A 20,384-nucleotide genomic window follows, 5' to 3' on the forward strand; every position below is an offset into this window, starting at 1 on the left:
CTTCGATGCGCACCCGCATAGCGGGTGGTTTATCTGTTTCGCACCTTCGGAGCGAAACGGACTTAAAGTCACATAACAAAAAAGTCATCATATGATGACTTTTTCAGTGGCTCTAACAAAAGCCTGCGTTTATTTCAAGCAATGAATAGTAAACAGTATTTTTTAAACTAAGAACGTCTAAGAAGCTTTTTAAGTCCTTGAATAAGTTTGTATTTTAAAGGTTGTGGGTAATAGCGGAAGGTTCCCATCTTACGAACAATATAACCGTTAAAGTTTTGTTTAAATCGTAGAACTCCATCAGAGCCGTCAAACACACCTGTGATTCCAAGGAAATTATAACTCATAATATTTCTTCTTAAAGTGCAATTCATGGCATGATACTGAATTAAGAAAGCAGCAGAGAATTTTTGAAATTCTGTGTAGGAACCTCCAAAGAGATATGTGGCCTGATCTTTCGTATATAGTATTAAAGCACAGGCAAGAAGTATCTTCTCTGTATTAATTTGTTGTTTGAGCTCTGAAATGATCTGTTTTTGTTTATTCAATTTTTGAGCTTGTTGATCATACTGTTTGCTCTTAGGGTTCAGTGAGGTAAGTTTACTATTTATGTGATCTAAGCTTTTTTCAAAATCTAACTCTGCTACCAAGAAATCAGCGTTATCACCAAATGCATCATATAGTTCTGTATAATAATCTAAACTTTTATCTTCAAATCCTTGCCTTCTTCCGGTTTCTTCTATAATCTTTTTGAATTCTGGAATTTCTTCTTTATTTATTTTGCGAACAATAACATTATAGTCGAGAGCAGTTTTGATGTTTCTGACGCTATTTTTGTTAAATGATTTTAATAAAGATGTTTCATCAAAGCCCTCAAGATTTTTCAAATAATGCCAAGTTGGTTCTCCTTCAGGATAGCCTACCTGTAAACCATCAAATTTGTAGCCAAGATCTGTTAGTGTAGAAATTAATTCTGTTTTCTCAGGTTCAATAGGCTTTCCATCAATTTCAAATGTCTGATAAATGTCGTCTGGCTTTACAACCAATTCTAGAGCTCCCTGTTTCTTAGCAAAAAGTTGTAATTCATGATAAAAACTCTTTAAATCGGATTCATTTGTATACAATGGACCACTATTAATTTCTATTCTGACTCCTCCAGTCAAATGCTTCATGAAAGCAATAGCAGCAACAGTAGTTTCATTATTACTTTTCCAACCTAAAAATTTAGTCTCGAATCCTCTTTTTCTTAGGAGATTAGACATTGATACTGTTTGCATGAACGAATGTTCTTTACATTTTTCTATGAAAGATGTAAACTCATCCTCTTTCAAAATTGTAAGACTCATTTTATTTCCTTTCGATTACAAGTAAAATAGTTATATAAGTTATTATAACAAAAATAAATCCAGATGCTTCAAACTATCTATATTTCAAAGTGACTATAGTCAGAGAATGCTAAAGTCTAGTAATCTTACATTAATATAAAACTAGGTACAGTGAGGTTCTAGATTCTATCGTTGATAACGAAAGGAAGATAGCATCGGGTCATGTGTTTTGTATGATAGAAGAAGATTTAGGACAAAAGAAGTTGTTAAATTGGACGAGTTACCGTTTTGTACACGTCATTTTATGAAAAATACAAAGTCTCTATGAGGTGATATTATTATTCCTGGACTATGAAATAAAGGTTGGGTAAGTCGTTTAACATCTGATAATGTTAGTGTTTGTTTTATCCAAGGAGAGTAGCCACGTCGATGGTAATTATTGATAAAGTAAACATTTGATATGGAGAGATACTAATATTAAAAAGTGTCGGAGTAGTATTTTCTACTTTTGGAGTCAGTAGGACTTTCTAAAGAGAAAGTGGAGCAAAAACGCTCCCCTTCAGCTTTCTTTAAGGAACTCAAGTTATACTATAGTTATCCTAATAAGTATTACTGAACGTCGTTCGGTAGCGCTCACATGTTCTGGTTTTAAGTCAGACAGTGTATCTTTCTTTTTTCATAAATCTCCCAAACAAGTCTAACCATAATAGGTTAGGCTTGTTTTTATGAAATAAGAAGAAAGTTTTTCATTAAAAGTAAACGCTTACGCAAATAAAATGAAAACGTTAGGCAAAGTCAGTGAAAACGTCCAAAAAACCGTCAATTCATTGACTTTCGTGGAAAATAGGACTAAAATAACAGGGTAAAAAAAATTAAAAGGAGAATTCTACTATGAATCTAACTATCTTAGCCCTCGGTTTGGCCGTTATGGGTGTATCTGTTGGTGAGGGTATCCTCGTTGCCAATATCGCTAAAGCTGCAGCTCGCCAACCTGAGATGTTTAGCAAACTTCAAACATTGATGTTTACTGGTGTTGCCTTTATCGAAGGTACCTTCTTCGTATTGTTTGCCCTTAGCTACATTGTCTAATAGACAAATAAAAGATGAAGGAGGGATGAGCAGTGGAAACTACAAGTAATCCAACCGTCTCATTATTTGGGATTGATTTTGACTTGACTGTCCTTGCCATGTCTCTCTTGACAGTAATTATCGTTTTTGGAGTGGTTTTTTGGTCAAGTCGTAAGATGACCATTAAACCAAAGGGAAAACAAAATGTGCTTGAGTTCATCTATGAGTTTGTGAATAGTACCATTTCTCAAAGTCTTGGGAAATTCACGAAGAATTATAGTTTGCTCTTGTTTGTAATTTTCACCTTTGTTTTTACAGCAAACAACTTAGGTTTGCTTGTGTCTGTAAAAAGTGAGCATTACAATTTTTGGACTTCTCCAACATCGAACTTCGGTGTTACTATCACTCTTTCTTTGATTATTACCCTCATTAGTCATATTGAGGGGATCCGTAAAAAAGGGTTTAAAGGCTATCTAAAGGGCTACCTTTCACCATACCCAGCTATGCTCCCAATGAACATTTTGGAACAATTAACCAACCCTGCTTCATTGGCCTTGCGTTTGTTTGGTAACATTTATTCTGGTGAGGTACTTACTGGCTTGATTCTTCAATTGGTGACCTGGTCTGCTTTTGCAGCACCTGTATCCTTTGCTTTGAACCTTGTCTGGGTTGCCTTTTCAGCCTTTATCGGCTTTATCCAAGCCTATGTCTTTATTATCCTAAGTTCAAACTATATTGGTGATAAAGTCAACGAAGAATAATTAAGAAAGGGAGAAATGAAATGTCAATACTTATTAATAGTACGACACTTGGTAATATCATTATCACACTCGGCTCAGTTTTTCTCTTGTATTACCTCATCCGTAAATTCGCATGGGATCAAATTACAGGAATCTTTGCTGCTCGTGAAAAGAAAATTGCCACAGATATTGATAGTGCTGAAAATGCTCGTCAAGAAGCAGAAAGCTTGGCACAAAAACGTCAAGATGAGTTGGCAGGTGCTCGCACTGAGGCAGCTCAAATTATTGATGGGGCCAAGGAAACTGGTAAAACTCAAGAATCAAAAATCATTGCAGAAGCACATGATGAAGCTAAACGCTTGAAAGAAAAAGCAAATCAAGACATTGCCCAAAGCCGTGTGGAAGCACTTGCTGGCGTTAAAGGTGAAGTTGCAGACTTGACTGTCCTCTTGGCGGAAAAAGTTATGAAACAAAACCTTGATGCTAAAGCGCAATCTGACTTGATTGATAGCTATCTTGATCAATTAGGAGATGCTTAATGGATAAGAAAACACAAGCTCTTGTTGAGCAGTATGCCAGAAGCCTGGTAGAAGTCGCTTTTGAACAAGACGCCGTGTCAACAATCCAAGAAGAAGTAAGGCAAATCCTAACAGTTTTTGCTGAAACAAATCTAAAAACCTTCTTGTCGCAGGAAAATGTGACAAGTGAAGCTAAAAAAGAAAGTTTGAGCTTGTTTCAAGAGTCTTGTTCAGTGTATATGAACAATTTTCTTGAGGTAATCTTACTCAATGACCGTGCCAACATTCTCTATGATGTGTTGAAATTGGTCCTTGAGCTCTTTGACCAAGAAGACAATAGTTACGATGTCACAGTGACATCAGCAAGTCCCTTGTCTGAGGAACAAAAAGCCCGACTTTTGGCGATTGTTTCACAAAAATTTGAGATTAAGACACGTCGTTTAGTAGAAAAAATTGATGAGGACCTCATCGGAGGATTCGTCATCAAAGCAAAAAATAAGGTTGTTGACACGTCAATTCGCAGTCAATTGCAAACCTTTAAAACGAATTTGAAATAGAAAGTGGTGTGACTTTTGGCAATTAACGCACAAGAAATTAGCGCTTTAATTAAAAAGCAAATTGAAAACTTCCAGCCAAACTTTGACGTCACTGAAACTGGTGTCGTTACCTATATCGGTGACGGTATCGCACGTGCTCGTGGTCTTGATAATGCCATGAGTGGTGAGTTGCTCGAATTTGAAAATGGTGCCTATGGTATGGCCCAAAACCTTGAATCTAATGATGTCGGTATCATTATCTTGGGGGATTTCGTAGCAATTCGTGAAGGCGATATTGTTAAACGTACTGGAAAAATCATGGAAGTTCCAGTTGGTGAAGCCCTTATTGGTCGTGTAGTAAACCCACTTGGGCAACCAGTTGATGGTCTTGGTGACATCGAAACAACAGGTTTCCGTCCAGTTGAAACACCTGCTCCAGGTGTTATGCAACGTAAATCAGTTTCTGAGCCATTGCAAACTGGTCTTAAGGCCATTGATGCCTTGGTTCCAATTGGACGTGGTCAACGTGAGTTGGTCATCGGAGACCGCCAAACTGGTAAAACTTCAGTAGCCATTGATGCTATCTTGAACCAAAAAGGACAAGATATGATCTGTATTTATGTGGCTATTGGTCAAAAAGAATCAACAGTTCGTACACAAGTAGAAACTCTCCGTAAACATGGTGCTCTTGATTACACAATCGTTGTGACTGCCTCAGCATCACAACCATCACCATTGCTTTACATCGCACCTTACGCTGGTGTTGCAATGGCTGAAGAGTTCATGTATAACGGAAAACACGTCTTGATTGTTTATGATGATTTGTCTAAACAAGCCGTGGCCTACCGTGAACTTTCATTGCTTCTCCGTCGTCCACCAGGTCGTGAAGCCTACCCAGGGGATGTCTTCTATCTCCACTCACGTCTTTTGGAACGTTCAGCTAAAGTTTCAGATGATCTTGGTGGTGGTTCAATTACTGCCTTGCCAATCATCCAAACGCAAGCCGGAGATATCTCAGCTTATATCGCAACAAACGTTATCTCAATCACAGATGGACAAATCTTCTTGCAAGAAAACTTGTTTAACTCAGGTATTCGTCCAGCCATTGATGCGGGTTCTTCCGTATCACGTGTAGGTGGATCAGCGCAAATTAAAGCGATGAAGAAGGTTGCTGGTACACTTCGTCTTGACTTGGCTTCATATCGTGAACTTGAAGCCTTTACGCAATTTGGTTCAGATTTGGATGCTGCGACTCAAGCGAAATTGAACCGTGGTCGTCGTACAATCGAAGTTTTGAAACAACCGCTTCATAAACCACTTCCAGTTGAGAAACAAGTTGTTATCCTTTACGCTTTGACACACGGTTTCTTGGATAGTGTTCCGGTTGATCAAATCTTGGATTTTGAAGAAGCACTCTATGACTACTTTGATAGTCACCATGAGGATATCTTTGAAACTATTCGTACAACTAAGGATATTCCTGAGGAATCTGTACTTAATGAAGCTATCCAAGCTTTCAAAGATCAGTCAGAATACAAATAGAAATAGGGAGGACAGCATATGGCAGGCTCTCTAAGAGAAATCCAAGCAAAAATTGCTTCAACAAAGAAAACGAGTCAGATCACAGGAGCCATGCAAATGGTTTCTGCATCAAAATTGACACGTTCTGAGCAAGCTGCTAAAGATTTCCAAATCTATGCCTCAAAAATTAGACAGATCACAACAGATCTTCTACATTCAGAATTAATTAATGGTTCGTCAAATCCAATGTTGGATGCACGTCCAGTTCGTAAGACAGGTTACATTGTCATTACTTCAGATAAAGGACTTGTTGGAGGTTATAACTCAACAATTCTTAAAGCTGTGTTGGACATGATTAAACGTGACCATGATTCTGAAGATGAATATGCTATCATTTCCATTGGTGGAACAGGTTCAGATTTCTTCAAGGCTCGTAACATGAATGTTGCTTTTGAACTTCGTGGCCTTGAAGATCAACCTAGTTTTGATCAAGTCGGAAAAATCATTTCTAAAGCTGTAGGAATGTATCAAAATGAACTTTTTGATGAACTCTATGTGTGCTATAACCACCATGTTAACAGTTTGTCTAGCGAAGTTCGTGTGGAACAAATGCTTCCTATCGCTGATTTGGATCCCAATGAATCAGAAGGTCATGTGTTGACCAAGTTTGAATTGGAACCAGATCGTGACACTATTTTGGATCAACTCTTACCACAATATGCGGAGAGTCTTATCTACGGTGCTATCGTAGATGCCAAAACAGCTGAGCACGCAGCGGGTATGACTGCAATGCAGACAGCCACTGATAATGCTAAGAATGTGATTAACGATTTGACAATCCAATATAACCGTGCGCGTCAAGCTGCCATCACTCAGGAAATTACTGAAATTGTTGGTGGTGCAAGTGCACTTGAATAGCTAGAGATTTGTCTTAATTAGACACACATGAAAAAGGGATGATTGTCATCCAAAAAACTATCATAAGGAGAAAACAATGAGCTCAGGCAAAATTGCTCAGGTTGTTGGTCCTGTTGTAGACGTAGCGTTTGCAGCCGGTGATAAACTCCCTGAGATTAACAATGCATTGGTCGTTTATACTGATGAACAAAAGTCTAAACGTATCGTGCTCGAAGTAGCTCTTGAACTTGGAGAAGGTGTGGTTCGTACCATTGCCATGGAATCTACTGATGGATTGACTCGTGGACTAGAAGTTCTGGACACTGGTCGTCCAATCAGCGTTCCTGTTGGTAAAGATACCCTTGGACGTGTCTTTAACGTTCTTGGTGATACCATTGACTTGGAAGCACCTTTTGCAGAAGATGCAGAGCGTGAACCAATTCACAAAAAAGCACCAACTTTCGATGAATTGTCAACATCTACTGAAATCCTTGAAACAGGGATTAAAGTTATCGACTTGCTTGCCCCTTACCTTAAAGGTGGTAAAGTCGGACTCTTTGGTGGTGCCGGTGTTGGTAAAACCGTTCTTATTCAAGAGTTGATTCACAACATTGCCCAAGAGCACGGTGGTATTTCCGTGTTTACAGGTGTTGGTGAACGTACACGTGAAGGTAATGACCTTTACTGGGAAATGAAAGAATCTGGCGTTATTGAGAAAACAGCCATGGTCTTCGGTCAAATGAACGAACCACCTGGAGCACGTATGCGTGTTGCACTTACTGGTTTGACAATTGCGGAATACTTCCGTGATGTCGAAGGTCAAGACGTGCTTCTCTTCATCGATAACATCTTCCGTTTCACTCAAGCAGGTTCTGAGGTTTCTGCCCTTCTTGGTCGTATGCCATCAGCCGTTGGTTACCAACCTACACTTGCTACTGAAATGGGTCAATTGCAAGAACGTATCACATCAACTAAAAAAGGTTCTGTTACATCAATCCAAGCCATCTACGTTCCAGCCGATGACTATACTGACCCAGCGCCAGCTACAGCATTTGCTCACTTGGATTCAACAACCAACCTTGAACGTAAGTTGACACAAATGGGTATTTACCCAGCCGTTGACCCATTGGCATCAAGCTCACGTGCCCTTTCACCTGAAATTGTTGGTGAAGAACACTATGCTGTTGCGACTGAAGTTCAACGTGTGCTTCAACGTTACCGTGAATTGCAAGATATTATCGCTATCCTTGGTATGGATGAATTGTCAGACGAAGAAAAAACATTGGTTGGACGTGCTCGTCGTATCCAATTCTTCTTGTCACAAAACTTTAACGTTGCTGAACAGTTTACAGGTCAACCAGGTTCTTATGTTCCAGTTGCTGAAACCGTTCGTAGCTTTAAAGAAATCCTTGAAGGTAAATATGACAATCTTCCAGAAGATGCCTTCCGTAGCGTAGGTCCAATTGAGGATGTAGTAGCTAAAGCTAAAGCTATGGGCTACTAATGAGGTGAAGATATGGCACAAATGACCGTACAAGTGGTAACTCCGGATGGTCTGAAATATGACCACCATGCCAGCTTTATCCACGCGGTTACTAAAGATGGTCAAATTGGTATCTTGCCAGGCCATATTAACTTGATTGCGCCACTTGAAGTGGATGAACTCAAGGTTCGTCGTGTGGATGACGAGAGTCACGTCGATTGGATTGCCGTAAACGGTGGTATCATCGAAGTTAAAGATGATTTTATTACTATCGTTGCCGATTCAGCAGAACGTGAACGCGACATTGACGTTTCTCGTGCCGAACGTGCCAAGCAACGTGCCGAACGTGACTTGGAAGAAGCAACTAAATCTGACCGTATTGATGAAGTTCAACGTGCTCAGGTTGCTCTCCGTCGAGCACTTAATCGTATCAGTGTCGGTACAAAATAAGACAAAAAAAACGAGACTTTGGTCCCGTTTTTTATTTGTCGTAAAAGAAAACATGAGAAGTAGCAAAGTTATCAAAGAAAGTTCATTGTAAAACCTATCTGAAGGTAAGATAAAAAATCAGATTTCCAGTCCTGAAAACGGTTAATTTAGCTTTTACTTTAGTTTAAGGTATCAAAGTGTTATAATATAAGCTGTTAGCTTTATATTTTAAGAGAAAATGTAGAGTAACGTAATAGAAAGTATGAGTTTTTTAAAGATATGAAAATTGAAAAGAAGCATCTTTTAGATTACACCATCTTGATACCTTATTTAATCTTATCCATAGTTGGTTTAATAGTAGTGTATTCAACAACAAGTGCTCGTTTAGTAGCCTTGGGAGCCAATCCCTTCGCATCTGTTATAAACCAAGGAGCCTTTTGGTTGGTATCCTTGTTCTCTATTTTTTTCATCTACCGACTGAAATTGAACTTTCTCAGGAAAGATAAGCTTTTGGGTGTTGTTATTGCCTTTGAGATTTTACTTTTGGTCATTGCCAAATTTTTCACCAGGGAAATCAATGGTGCCAATGGTTGGATTGTGCTAGGTCCCTTGTCTTTCCAACCAGCGGAGTACCTTAAGATCATTGTTGTTTGGTTTTTGGCACACACCTTTTCAAAAAAACAGTCTGCCATAGAACGTTATGACTACCAAGCCCTGACGAAGAATAGATGGATTCCTAGGAATGGTAAGGAACTTAATGACTGGCGTGTCTATTTGCTTGTAATGATCGGTTTGGTTGCTATCCAACCTGACTTGGGGAATGCGGCTATCATTGTGTTGACTACAGTAGTGATGTTTTCAATTTCTGGTGTTGGCTACCGTTGGTTTACGGCCTTGTTTGCCAGTATTGTTGGGATTTCGTCAGCCTTCCTTGGGTTAATTGCCTTGGTTGGGGTTCAAACCATGGCTAAGGTACCTATCTTTGGATATGTTGCCAAGCGTTTCGCAGCATATTTTAATCCGTTCAAGGATTTGACAGGATCTGGTCTTCAGCTATCTCATTCATACTATGCTATGAGTAATGGGGGCTGGTTCGGCCTTGGACTTGGAAATTCGATTGAAAAAACTGGTTATCTCCCAGAAGCTACAACAGACTTTGTGTTTTCAATTGTAATTGAAGAGTTAGGTCTTATCGGAGCTGGCTTGATTCTGGCCCTCCTCTTTTTCCTCATTCTTCGTGTTATGATTGTGGGAGTCAAGGCACGAAATCCTTTTAACTCTATGATGGCATTGGGTGTAGGTGCCTTAATGCTAATGCAGGTCTTCGTTAACATCGGAGGAATCTCAGGGCTGATTCCATCAACAGGGGTTACCTTCCCCTTCCTTTCGCAAGGAGGTAACTCTCTTTTAGTGACTTCAGTTGGGATAGCCTTTGTCTTGAACATCGCTGCTAATGAAAAGCGTGATAATATTGTTCAAGCGATTGAGGATGAGTTATCTCAGACTCAAGAATTGGAAAATCAAGATGAAAAAATCGTGCCTTTAAGAAGAAGTCGTTAATACGGCTTCTTTTTTCGTTAGATGGTGTTAGGCAGTAGTATGAAGATAGTGAAAGCTAATAGGAGCAGTAGAAATAGAATTATTGAAAGGAATATTTGTAATTACTCTAAAGAAAAACTGAAAACTATATAAAATACTTGCAATTCTATGACATTTTGATAGAATAGTAGAGTAAAGTTAGACTGTATTGCCTACTGTCTATCTATAAAATATATTTTATTGGAGGCTTTTCCTAAATGGCAAAAGAAAAATACGATCGTAGTAAACCACACGTTAACATTGGTACAATCGGACACGTTGACCACGGTAAAACTACTTTGACAGCTGCTATCACAACTGTATTGGCTCGTCGTCTTCCTAGCGCAGTTAACACACCAAAAGACTACGCTTCAATCGACGCTGCTCCAGAAGAACGTGAACGTGGTATCACAATCAACACTGCACACGTTGAGTACGAAACTGAAAAACGTCACTACGCTCACATCGATGCGCCAGGACACGCGGACTACGTTAAAAACATGATCACTGGTGCCGCTCAAATGGACGGTGCGATCCTTGTAGTAGCATCTACTGACGGACCAATGCCACAAACTCGTGAGCACATCCTTCTTTCACGTCAGGTTGGTGTTAAACACCTTATCGTCTTCATGAACAAAGTTGACTTGGTTGACGATGAAGAATTGCTTGAATTGGTTGAAATGGAAATCCGTGACCTTCTTTCAGAATACGATTTCCCAGGTGATGACATTCCAGTTATCCAAGGTTCAGCTCTTAAAGCTCTTGAAGGTGATTCTAAATACGAAGACATCATCATGGACTTGATGAACACTGTTGACGAATACATTCCAGAACCAGAACGTGACACTGACAAACCATTGTTGCTTCCAGTCGAAGACGTATTCTCAATCACTGGTCGTGGTACTGTTGCTTCAGGACGTATCGACCGTGGTGTTGTTCGTGTCAATGACGAAGTTGAAATCGTTGGTCTTAAAGAAGACATCCAAAAAGCAGTTGTTACTGGTGTTGAAATGTTCCGTAAACAACTTGACGAAGGTATTGCCGGAGATAACGTCGGTGTTCTTCTTCGTGGTATCCAACGTGATGAAATCGAACGTGGTCAAGTATTGGCTGCACCTGGTTCAATCAACCCACACACTAAATTCAAAGGTGAAGTTTACATCCTTTCTAAAGAAGAAGGTGGACGTCACACTCCATTCTTCAACAACTACCGTCCACAGTTCTACTTCCGTACAACTGACGTAACAGGTTCAATCGAACTTCCTGCAGGTACTGAAATGGTTATGCCTGGTGATAACGTGACTATCGACGTTGAGTTGATCCACCCAATCGCCGTTGAACAAGGTACAACATTCTCTATCCGTGAAGGTGGACGTACTGTTGGTTCAGGTATCGTATCTGAAATCGAAGCTTAATTAATATTAAGTTCCCAATACAATTATTCGTCAGACAATAATTGAGAGAGTCGAGTTTACTCGGCTCTTTTTGGTGTTTAAAAATACTTGTGATTTTATACTTTTAAGGTATTTTAGATGCTTAAGCTAAGTTTTGATAGTGATAAATAGACATAAAGCAGGTTGAGTTTTCGGAATTTTCCTAAAATCCTAGTAATAGTAAGGGATTTGTGATAAAATAAACGAGTAAATAAATAAAAGAAGAGGTATGTGAAATGTCACGTAAACCATTTATCGCTGGTAACTGGAAAATGAACAAAAATCCAGAAGAAGCAAAAGCATTCGTTGAAGCTGTAGCATCAAAACTTCCTTCATCAGATCTTGTTGAAGCTGGTATCGCAGCTCCTGCAGTTGACTTGACAGCTGTACTTGCTGCTGCTAAAGGTTCAGACCTTAAAGTTGCTGCACAAAACACTTACTTTGAAAATGCTGGTGCCTTCACTGGTGAAACTAGCCCACAAGTTTTGAAAGAAATCGGTACTGACTACGTTGTTATCGGTCACTCAGAACGTCGTGACTACTTCCACGAAACTGATGAAGACATCAACAAAAAAGCTAAAGCAATCTTTGCTAATGGTATGCTTCCAATCATCTGTTGTGGTGAATCACTTGAAACTTACGAAGCTGGTAAAGCAGCAGAATTCGTAGGTGCTCAAGTTTCAGCTGCTCTTGCTGGATTGACTGCAGAACAAGTAGCTTCAACAGTAATCGCCTACGAACCAATCTGGGCTATCGGTACTGGTAAATCAGCTTCACAAGACGACGCACAAAAAATGTGTAAAGTTGTTCGTGACGTTGTAGCTGCTGACTTTGGTCAAGAAGTTGCCGACAAAGTACGTGTTCAATACGGTGGATCAGTTAAACCTGAAAACGTTGCTGAATACATGGCTTGTCCAGACGTTGACGGAGCTCTTGTAGGTGGTGCATCACTTGAAGCTGAAAGCTTCTTGGCATTGCTTGACTTCGTTAAATAATTTTAGATAAAGTCGAGGTTTCCCTCGGCTTTTTTCTTGTTTGTCTTAAGTGTTTTTCTAAAAAAAGCCAGGTTTCTCTTATCCTGTTTTGGGGAGCAAAGGTGCTTAAATGTAGAACAAAAACTCCTATTTTGTAAGCCCTATCTTTTTGTTTGGATTTTTTAAAACTTTGAGCCTAGGCAAGTACAATTGGATTGTCCCAAGAGGCAGATAATATGCTATAATGAGAATAGTATAACTAGAGCGCAGGCACTGATAGTCTGTATGCTCCGCATTTTTCCAAGAAGAGGAGAATTAGAAATCATGACTTTTGATGCAATTGACCAAATGGCGGTCAGCACTATTCGTTCGCTTTCAATCGAGGCCATTCAAGCCGCGAATTCTGGACACCCAGGTCTTCCTATGGGTGCAGCGCCAATGGCTTATGTACTTTGGAACCATGTGATGAATGTTAATCCAAAGACTAGCCGTAACTGGACAAACCGTGACCGTTTTGTTCTTTCTGCAGGTCATGGTTCTGCCTTGCTTTATAGTCTCTTGCACCTTTCTGGCTACGACGTGACAATGGACGACTTGAAGAACTTCCGTCAATGGGGATCTAAGACTCCAGGTCACCCTGAAGTTAACCATACAGATGGTGTTGAAGCGACTTCAGGACCTCTTGGTCAAGGGATTGCTAATGCTGTAGGTATGGCAATGGCTGAAGCGCACTTGGCAGCTAAATTTAACAAACCTGGTTTTGATATTGTTGACCATTATACTTATGCCCTCCATGGCGATGGTTGTTTGATGGAAGGTGTTTCTCAAGAAGCTGCTAGTCTTGCTGGTCACCTTAAACTTGGTAAGTTGGTACTTCTTTACGATTCAAATGATATCTCACTTGATGGACCAACTTCAATGGCTTTCACAGAAGATGTTAAGGCTAAGTTTGAAGCTTATGGTTGGCAACACATTCTTGTTAAAGATGGTAATGATTTGGAAGCTATTGCTAAAGCTATTGAAGAAGCTAAGGCTGAGACAGATAAACCATCTATTATCGAAGTTAAGACAATCATTGGTTACGGAGCTGAAGGCCAAGGAACATCAGCTGTCCACGGTGCTCCAATTGGTCAAGACGGCATTGATCACGCAAAAGATGTTTATGGTTATGATGCCCCAGCCTTTACAGTTCCAGATGAAGTCGCTCGTCGTTTCGAAGTTGGTATTAAATTCCGTGGTGAAGCTGCTGAAAATGCTTGGCAAACTAAATTTGCAGAATATGAAGCTGCTTACCCAGAATTGGCTGCTGAATACAAGGCTGCCTTTGCGAATGAACCTGTACACGTTGACTTGAATGCTCATGAATTGGGTTCAGCAGTAGCTAGCCGTGTGTCAAGCCAACAAGCTATCCAACAGATTTCTGAACAAGTTCCTTCATTCTGGGGAGGTTCAGCAGACCTTTCAGTTTCTAACAATACTATGGTTAAGGCTGAGTCTGATTTCCAACCAGACAACTATGCTGGACGTAATATTTGGTTCGGTGTACGTGAGTTTGCTATGGCTGCAGCGATGAATGGTATTGCTCTTCATGGTGGTACTCGTGTTTATGGTGGTACTTTCTTCGTCTTCTCAAACTACTTGCTTCCAGCAGTACGTATGGCAGCACTTCAAAACTTGCCAGTAACTTATGTTATGACACACGACTCAGTAGCAGTTGGTGAAGATGGACCTACTCACGAACCAATCGAACAATTGGCAAGTGTGCGTTCAATGCCTAACCTTAATGTTATCCGTCCTGCAGATGGTAATGAAACTAATGCAGCATGGAAACGTGCCTTGGCTGAGACTGAACGTCCAACAATGCTAGTCTTGACACGTCAAAACTTGCCAGTCCTTGATGGTACAGCTGAAAATGCTGAAACTGGTGTCAATAAAGGGGCTTACATCATCTCAGAAGCTAAAGGTGATCTTGATGGTATCATCATTGCGACAGGTTCTGAAGTGAAATTGGCTCTTGATACTCAAGCGGCTCTTGAAGCTGAAGGCGTGCATGTCCGTGTTGTTTCAATGCCATCACAAAATCTCTTTGATGAACAAGATGCTGCATATAAAGAAGAAGTTCTTCCAGCAGCTGTGACAAAACGTTTGGCTATCGAAGCTGGAACTAGCTTTGGTTGGGGCAAATACGTTGGTCTTGCAGGTAAAACACTTACTATTGATACTTGGGGTGCCTCAGCACCTGGTGACCGTATCTTTAAAGAATATGGTTTCACTGTTGAGAATGCAAGTCAACTTTACAAATCATTGTAAGAAAAGAAAGAGCTTGGCTCGTCCAAGTTCTTTTTTCTTGTAAAAAGTGTTTAACTTCACACAGTGCTTGACTTTTGGGTCTAGAGTGCTAGAATGACTGTGTTAGCCGATTTAGCTCAGTTGGTAGAGCAACGCACTCGTAACGCGTAGGTCACAGGTTCGAAACCTGCAATCGGCATGGTCATAGGTGTTCACATATTAAAGGGGAGGTTTTAGAAACCTCTTTTTTCTTTAGTCCTAGATTGTTCATTTGAGCTAAAATTTGATAAAATAAAAGGTAAAGAAATAATAAAGGAAGTATCATGTCAAAAGGGTTATTAATCTCAATCGAAGGACCAGACGGTGCTGGAAAGACTGCAGTTTTGGAGGCACTTTTGCCTCGTCTTAGAGAAGCCTATCCAGCCAAAGTCGTAACGACACGTGAACCAGGAGGAGTAGCCATTGCAGAGCAAATCCGTGAGGTTATTCTGGACGTAAATAATACGGCTATGGATGCTAAGACAGAGCTCTTGCTCTATATTGCGGCTCGCCGCCAACACTTGGTTGAGAAGGTTTTGCCAGAGCTTGAAAAAGGCAATATGGTCATTATGGATCGTTTTATTGATTCATCAGTTGCCTATCAAGGGACTGGTCGTGGCTTGAATCAGGATGAGATTGCCTGGTTAAATACCTATGCGACTGATGGTTATAAACCTGACGTGACCTTGTTATTTGATGTGGATTCTGAAACTGGTTTGGCCCGCATTGCAGCCAGCGGTGAACGTGAAGTCAACCGCTTAGATTTAGAGAAGCTTGACTTGCATCAGCGTGTACGTCAAGGTTATTTGGATTTGGCTAAGGCTGAACCAGAACGTATCAAGTTAATCGATGCCTCACAGGCTTTTGAAGATGTTGTAGAGCAAGCTTGGAAAGTAATTGAAGGCTATTTATAAGGAGCAAGATGAAGTTAGCTGAAAGTCAAAGCAAACTGTTTGAAGAGTTTTCACAAATTATCAGGGAAAATCGTTTGAGTCATGCTTATTTGTTTTCGGGTGATTTTGGAAGTCTCGACATGGCTATTTGGCTAGCGCAGAGTCGGTTTTGTGTGACTCCTGAGAATGGTCTTCCTTGTGGTCACTGTCGTCCCTGTCGCTTGATTGCACAAGGGGATTTTTCTGATGTTAAATTCGTAGAACCACAAGGACAGATTATTAAGACGGACACGATTCGTCAGTTGACCAGAGAGTTTAGTCAATCTAGCTTTGAGGGACAGGCTCAGGTTTTTATCATTCGAGATGCTGACAAGATGCATGTCAATGCTGCGAATAGTCTCTTAAAGTTTATTGAAGAACCTCAAAGTCAGATTTATATTTTTCTTTTGACAGCTGATGATAGTCATATGTTACCGACGATTAAAAGCCGAGCTCAACTCTTTTATTTTCCTAAGAACAGAGTTTATCTGGAAGACTTGCTGCAGAAGGAAGGTTTGTTATTGACACAAGCTAAGGTCTTGGCAGATTTTGCTAAGGATGAAGCACAGGCTTTTGAGTTAGCTAAGGATAATAAGGTTCTTGATTTGGTCAATACAGTGGAGCGTTTTTCACAGTCTCTGCTGGCTAATCAGGACCTGCTTTATCTGGATGTTGCAAAACTGGCTGTCCAGTGTAGTGAAAAGTCAGAACAAGAGATGGTCTGGGCTTTTTTAACTTATCAATTGGGGAAGGATATACAAAATCCACAAGCAAGACGATGGCTAGACTTAGTATATGAGGCACGAAAAATGTGGCTAGCTAATGTCAGCTTTCAAAATGCGATGGAGTATATGGTGTTATCATGACTGAAGTCATTGGAATAAAATTTGAAGAAACTGGTACAATAGAATATGTTGTACCTGATAGAAATTATGCCAAAGATGACTTTGTAGTCGTTTTGGATAAAAAGGATAAGCGTCTGGCTCAGGTCGTTGTGGAGAATACAAATTTTCCTGAAGTTAGTTTGCCTACTGATTTGAATCGAGTTGAAGGCCTAGCCGGAGAGAGGGATTTTGCCAGATATGATGAAAATCTTTTGAAGGCTGAAAAGAGTATGTCTGTGGTGGCTGATTTAATCACTCAAAATCAACTAGATATGAAAGTGGTTGACATCGTTTTTCCTCTAAATAGCTCTTATGTACTGATTAGTTTTGTGGCTGAAAAGAGAGTCGATTTTCGTCAGTTGCTCAAGGATTTGGCAGCTTACTTTAAGACACGCATTGAGTTGCGTCAAATTTCAAGTCGTGAGGAATCAAAGATTTATGGTGGTTTAGGACCTTGTGGACGTGCACTTTGTTGTTCTAGCTTTTTGGGTGAATTTCCACCGGTGTCGATTAAGATGGCTAAAAATCAGAGTTTGTCCTTGAATTCTGGTAAGATGAATGGTGTCTGTGGCCGACTCATGTGCTGTCTCAGTTATGAAGATGATTTTTATAGAGAAAGCAAGGCTAATTACCCTGACTTGGGACAAGAAATTGAAACCAAGGATGGAAAAGGTCAAGTTGTTGCCATTGATGTGATTGCAGGGACTATTAAGGTTGTGTTTGAAAAAGGGCGTGCGCCCCTAATTTATGGAGTGGAGGAAGTTCAGCTAAATGGAAAAGCGTGAATTGTATGATAAGTTCGAAGAATTATCACAAAATTTGATGTCAATGTTGGCAGAAGTAGAAGCAATTAAGGCGAACTTCTCAGGAATTCTTGATGAGAATACAGCCCTTAAGTTGGAAAACGACAAGTTGCGTGAGCACTTGAGTCAAGTGGTTCAAGAGGAGACAGGAACTAAGATGTCTCATGGCAAGGTGAACCTCGAGGCCATTTATGATGATGGATTCCATATTTGTCCAGATTTTTATGGTCAACGTCGTGATAATAATGAGGCTTGTGGCTTCTGTGCAGAATTGTTGTACGGAGATTAAGCATGCAGGTTCAAAAGAGTTTTAAGGGGCAGTCTAACTACGGTACCCTCTACCTGGTTCCCACACCTATTGGGAATTTGCAGGATATGACTTTTCGCAGTGTTCAAATCTTGAAAGAGGTAGACCTTATTTGTGCAGAGGACACGCGCAATACGGGTCTCTTGCTCAAGCATTTTGAGATTGAAACGAAGCAGTATTCTTTTCATGAGCACAATGCTTATGAGAAAATTCCAGATTTACTGGAGCGCTTGAAGTCAGGTCTTTCTTTGGCTCAGGTTTCTGATGCGGGGATGCCTTCTATTTCGGATCCTGGGCATGATTTGGTCAAAGCTGCCATTGCAGAGGATATTCCAGTGGTGGCCTTACCGGGAGCATCGGCTGGTATTACAGCCTTGATTGCCAGTGGTTTAGCACCTCAACCTCATATTTTTTATGGCTTCCTACCCCGTAAAAAAGGACAGCAGATTGATTTCTTTAAAGAAAAAGTATCTTATCCTGAGACACAGATTTTTTACGAGTCACCTTACCGTGTGGCGGATACTCTTGAAAATATGCATGAGGTCTATGGCAACCGTCAAGTAACTTTAGTTCGAGAATTGACCAAGCTTTATGAAGAGTACCAACGAGGATCTATTTCAGAAGTTTTAGATTATATTGCTAGTAATCCTCTCAAGGGTGAATGTTTACTGATTGTGGCTGGAGCTTCTGAAAATGATAAGGAAGAAAATCTAACATCAAATGTTACCCCGGTAGAGGCTATAGAAGCTTTAATTGCCTCTGGAATGAAACCTAATCAGGCTATAAAAACCGTTGCTAAAGAGCGAAAAATGAACAGACAAGAGCTTTATAACCTTTTTCATGGGGTTTAAGAGGCTCTTTTTTTTGTGGCAACATAAGATGTTAGAAAAGAAAGAATTATCAAAAAATTCCGCAAATAAACTTGTATGCCTCGTAATTTTGTGTTATATTATCTGACATAAAATAATTTACGCATTGGAGTGGTTTCATGGATACAGGTAGCAGTGCCTTTATATTGATTTGTTCAGCCATGGTTTGTTTGATGACACCGGCCTTGGCCTTCTTCTATGGTGGGCTTGGACGTCGTAAGAATGTTATCAATACCATGATGATGTCTGTTCTTCCCTTAGCGATTGCCTCGCTTTTGTGGGTTATTGCTGGTTATTCTTTATCCTTTGGTGGACATGGTCGTTTCTTTGGGAATTTCAGTCACCTTTTTTTAAATGGCGTGTCTGAAACGGCTTCAAGTCGTGGTCTAACCATTCCTGATATGCTGTTTGCTGCTTTTCAGATGATGTTTTCGATTATCTGTGTGGCGATTTTGACGGGTTCAGTAGTAGGAAGGATGCGCTTTACGCCTTTAGCCATTTTTGTTGTCTTTTGGTTACTTCTTGTCTACTATCCATTTGCACATATGGTTTGGGACGAAGGGCTCCTTGCTAAATGGGGGACGATTGACTTCGCAGGTGGTGATGTGGTTCATATTACCTCTGGTGTATCGGCCTTGGTTCTGGCAATTGTCGTTGGGAAACGTCGTGATTTTGCCATTTTAGAACACCGTCCTCATAATGTTCCTTTTGTTCTATTGGGAGCGGGTCTCTTATGGTTTGGTTGGTTTGGCTTTAATGCAGGATCAGCCTTGGCTGCTAATGGCTTGGCAGTTCACGCGCTAGTGACCACCCATGTTTCAGCAGCTGCAGCCATGTTTTCATGGTTGGCAATTGAAAAACATGTCACAGGACATCCATCCTTGGTTGGTGGTTCAACCGGTTTGGTGGCAGGTCTGGTTGCAATCACACCTGGGGCTGGTTTTGTTTCAATTTGGAGTGCGATTCTAATTGGTCTTATGGTTAGTCCGATTTGTTTTTATGCTATTTCTGTCTTGAAGAAACGTTTTGCCTATGATGATGCTTTGGATGCTTTTGGTTGCCACGGCGTTGGAGGAATCTTTGGTGGTTTGGCTACTGCGATTTTTACGACACCAGATTTAGCTCTAGATAAGGCTAATATTGGTTTGATCTATGGAAAGGCGCATCTGTTTATAGTGACTATTTTAGCTATTATCTTTACAGCTATTTGGTCTGCTCTTGTGACCTATGGTATTATTAAAGTAATTGCTCATTATATGCCTTTGCGTGTTAGTGACCGTGATGAAGCTATTGGTCTTGATGACTGTGAACACAAGGAAACAGCCTATCCAACCTTTATGGGCTTAGATTCGTAGGAGAATACAGATGAAAAAAGTAGAAGCGATTATTCGTTCGGATAAATTGGAAGATTTGAAAAATGCCTTGACTGGTAGTGGTTTGGCCAAGGGGATGACTGTAAGTCAAGTTCTGGGTTATGGTAATCAACGTGGCTTTGCAGAGTTTGTTCGTGGACAGCGCATTGTTCCTACCTTATTAGCTAAGGTTAAGGTTGAAATTGTAGTTAAGGATATGGCGGTTGACGAAGTTGTTGATGCCATTCGGAGCGCCGTGGCGACAGGAGAAGTTGGTGATGGGAAGATTTTTATTGTTCCTATTGATGATGTTATCCGCATTCGTACTGGTGAACGTGGTGGAGACGCCATTTAATATAATGAAGGCTTAAACCGGTTGGTTTGGGTCTTTTTTAGTGAATTTTGATATA

The 20,384-nt window shown here is 40.3% G+C and carries 20 protein-coding genes and 1 tRNA gene; 20 read left to right on the plus strand and 1 reads right to left on the minus strand.

The genetic code is table 11. The features are described from left to right. Positions 1 to 167: 167 nt before the first annotated feature. Positions 168 to 1,343 (minus strand): peptidoglycan bridge formation glycyltransferase FemA/FemB family protein, encoded by a 1,176-nt coding sequence (locus H7T99_RS07340; RefSeq protein ID WP_037601949.1) that lies wholly within the window; start codon positions 1,341 to 1,343, stop codon positions 168 to 170. An 870-nt stretch (positions 1,344 to 2,213) separates the two neighbouring features. Here H7T99_RS07340 and H7T99_RS07345 point away from each other — a divergent pair. From H7T99_RS07345 to H7T99_RS07440, 20 genes are all read left to right on the plus strand, one after another. After that, the gene (locus tag H7T99_RS07345; protein WP_002890193.1) at positions 2,214 to 2,411 is read left to right on the plus strand and encodes a F0F1 ATP synthase subunit C; all 198 of its coding nucleotides are present in this window, start codon (positions 2,214 to 2,216) and stop codon (positions 2,409 to 2,411) included. 32 nt (positions 2,412 to 2,443) lie between these two features. Next, positions 2,444 to 3,151: a F0F1 ATP synthase subunit A gene (atpB, locus tag H7T99_RS07350; protein ID WP_037601951.1), complete on the plus strand. Its 708-nt coding sequence runs from the start codon at positions 2,444 to 2,446 to the stop codon at positions 3,149 to 3,151. A gap of 20 nt (positions 3,152 to 3,171) precedes the next feature. Next, positions 3,172 to 3,669 (plus strand): F0F1 ATP synthase subunit B, encoded by a 498-nt coding sequence (gene atpF / locus H7T99_RS07355; RefSeq protein WP_014634008.1) that lies wholly within the window; start codon positions 3,172 to 3,174, stop codon positions 3,667 to 3,669. Further along, positions 3,669 to 4,205 (plus strand): F0F1 ATP synthase subunit delta, encoded by a 537-nt coding sequence (locus tag H7T99_RS07360; RefSeq protein WP_037601953.1) that lies wholly within the window; start codon positions 3,669 to 3,671, stop codon positions 4,203 to 4,205. The genes atpF and H7T99_RS07360 overlap by 1 nt, the downstream gene beginning before the upstream one ends. A 15-nt stretch (positions 4,206 to 4,220) precedes the next feature. Continuing rightward, complete coding sequence (atpA, locus tag H7T99_RS07365; RefSeq protein WP_037601955.1) at positions 4,221 to 5,726, plus strand: F0F1 ATP synthase subunit alpha; 1,506 nt, start codon at positions 4,221 to 4,223, stop codon at positions 5,724 to 5,726. A gap of 18 nt (positions 5,727 to 5,744) precedes the next feature. Further along, the gene (locus tag H7T99_RS07370; RefSeq protein WP_002890208.1) at positions 5,745 to 6,623 is read left to right on the plus strand and encodes a F0F1 ATP synthase subunit gamma; all 879 of its coding nucleotides are present in this window, start codon (positions 5,745 to 5,747) and stop codon (positions 6,621 to 6,623) included. A gap of 76 nt (positions 6,624 to 6,699) precedes the next feature. After that, positions 6,700 to 8,106: a F0F1 ATP synthase subunit beta gene (gene atpD / locus H7T99_RS07375; RefSeq protein ID WP_002890209.1), complete on the plus strand. Its 1,407-nt coding sequence runs from the start codon at positions 6,700 to 6,702 to the stop codon at positions 8,104 to 8,106. Between the two features lie 12 nt (positions 8,107 to 8,118). After that, entirely contained in the window at positions 8,119 to 8,535 is a 417-nt protein-coding gene (locus tag H7T99_RS07380) for a F0F1 ATP synthase subunit epsilon (protein WP_002890211.1), read from the plus strand. Positions 8,536 to 8,793: 258 nt separating this feature from the next. After that, positions 8,794 to 10,074 carry a cell division peptidoglycan polymerase FtsW gene (gene ftsW / locus H7T99_RS07385; RefSeq protein ID WP_037601957.1) on the plus strand — a complete coding sequence of 427 codons (1,281 nt, stop codon included), beginning with the start codon at positions 8,794 to 8,796 and terminating at the stop codon, positions 10,072 to 10,074. 236 nt (positions 10,075 to 10,310) lie between these two features. After that, positions 10,311 to 11,507, plus strand: a complete 1,197-nt coding sequence (gene tuf, locus H7T99_RS07390; protein WP_002886182.1) for an elongation factor Tu — start codon at positions 10,311 to 10,313, stop codon at positions 11,505 to 11,507. 254 nt (positions 11,508 to 11,761) lie between these two features. After that, the gene (gene tpiA, locus H7T99_RS07395) at positions 11,762 to 12,520 is read left to right on the plus strand and encodes a triose-phosphate isomerase (RefSeq protein WP_002885895.1); all 759 of its coding nucleotides are present in this window, start codon (positions 11,762 to 11,764) and stop codon (positions 12,518 to 12,520) included. 303 nt (positions 12,521 to 12,823) lie between these two features. After that, the gene (gene tkt / locus H7T99_RS07400; protein WP_037601959.1) at positions 12,824 to 14,809 is read left to right on the plus strand and encodes a transketolase; all 1,986 of its coding nucleotides are present in this window, start codon (positions 12,824 to 12,826) and stop codon (positions 14,807 to 14,809) included. 105 nt (positions 14,810 to 14,914) lie between these two features. Next, positions 14,915 to 14,987, plus strand: a tRNA-Thr gene (locus tag H7T99_RS07405). Between the two features lie 124 nt (positions 14,988 to 15,111). Continuing rightward, complete coding sequence (gene tmk, locus H7T99_RS07410) at positions 15,112 to 15,741, plus strand: dTMP kinase (RefSeq protein ID WP_037601961.1); 630 nt, start codon at positions 15,112 to 15,114, stop codon at positions 15,739 to 15,741. An 8-nt stretch (positions 15,742 to 15,749) separates the two neighbouring features. Next, complete coding sequence (locus H7T99_RS07415; RefSeq protein WP_037601963.1) at positions 15,750 to 16,625, plus strand: DNA polymerase III subunit delta'; 876 nt, start codon at positions 15,750 to 15,752, stop codon at positions 16,623 to 16,625. Then, entirely contained in the window at positions 16,622 to 17,428 is an 807-nt protein-coding gene (gene ricT / locus H7T99_RS07420) for a regulatory iron-sulfur-containing complex subunit RicT (RefSeq protein ID WP_037601965.1), read from the plus strand. Before H7T99_RS07415 ends, ricT begins: the two co-directional genes overlap by 4 nt. After that, on the plus strand, positions 17,415 to 17,735 hold the full coding sequence (gene yabA, locus H7T99_RS07425; RefSeq protein ID WP_002887582.1) for a DNA replication initiation control protein YabA: 321 nt from the start codon (positions 17,415 to 17,417) through the stop codon (positions 17,733 to 17,735). The genes ricT and yabA overlap by 14 nt, the downstream gene beginning before the upstream one ends. Positions 17,736 to 17,737: 2 nt before the next feature. Then, on the plus strand, positions 17,738 to 18,604 hold the full coding sequence (rsmI, locus tag H7T99_RS07430; protein ID WP_037601967.1) for a 16S rRNA (cytidine(1402)-2'-O)-methyltransferase: 867 nt from the start codon (positions 17,738 to 17,740) through the stop codon (positions 18,602 to 18,604). 137 nt (positions 18,605 to 18,741) lie between these two features. Continuing rightward, positions 18,742 to 19,977, plus strand: coding sequence for an ammonium transporter (locus H7T99_RS07435; RefSeq protein ID WP_037601969.1), 1,236 nt, complete (start codon positions 18,742 to 18,744; stop codon positions 19,975 to 19,977). Positions 19,978 to 19,987: 10 nt separating this feature from the next. Then, on the plus strand, positions 19,988 to 20,329 hold the full coding sequence (locus tag H7T99_RS07440) for a P-II family nitrogen regulator (RefSeq protein WP_002886165.1): 342 nt from the start codon (positions 19,988 to 19,990) through the stop codon (positions 20,327 to 20,329). Positions 20,330 to 20,384 lie beyond the last annotated feature (55 nt).

It is taken from the genome of Streptococcus sp. 17.1 (assembly GCF_016648655.1).
Lineage (GTDB): Bacteria > Bacillota > Bacilli > Lactobacillales > Streptococcaceae > Streptococcus > Streptococcus salivarius_E.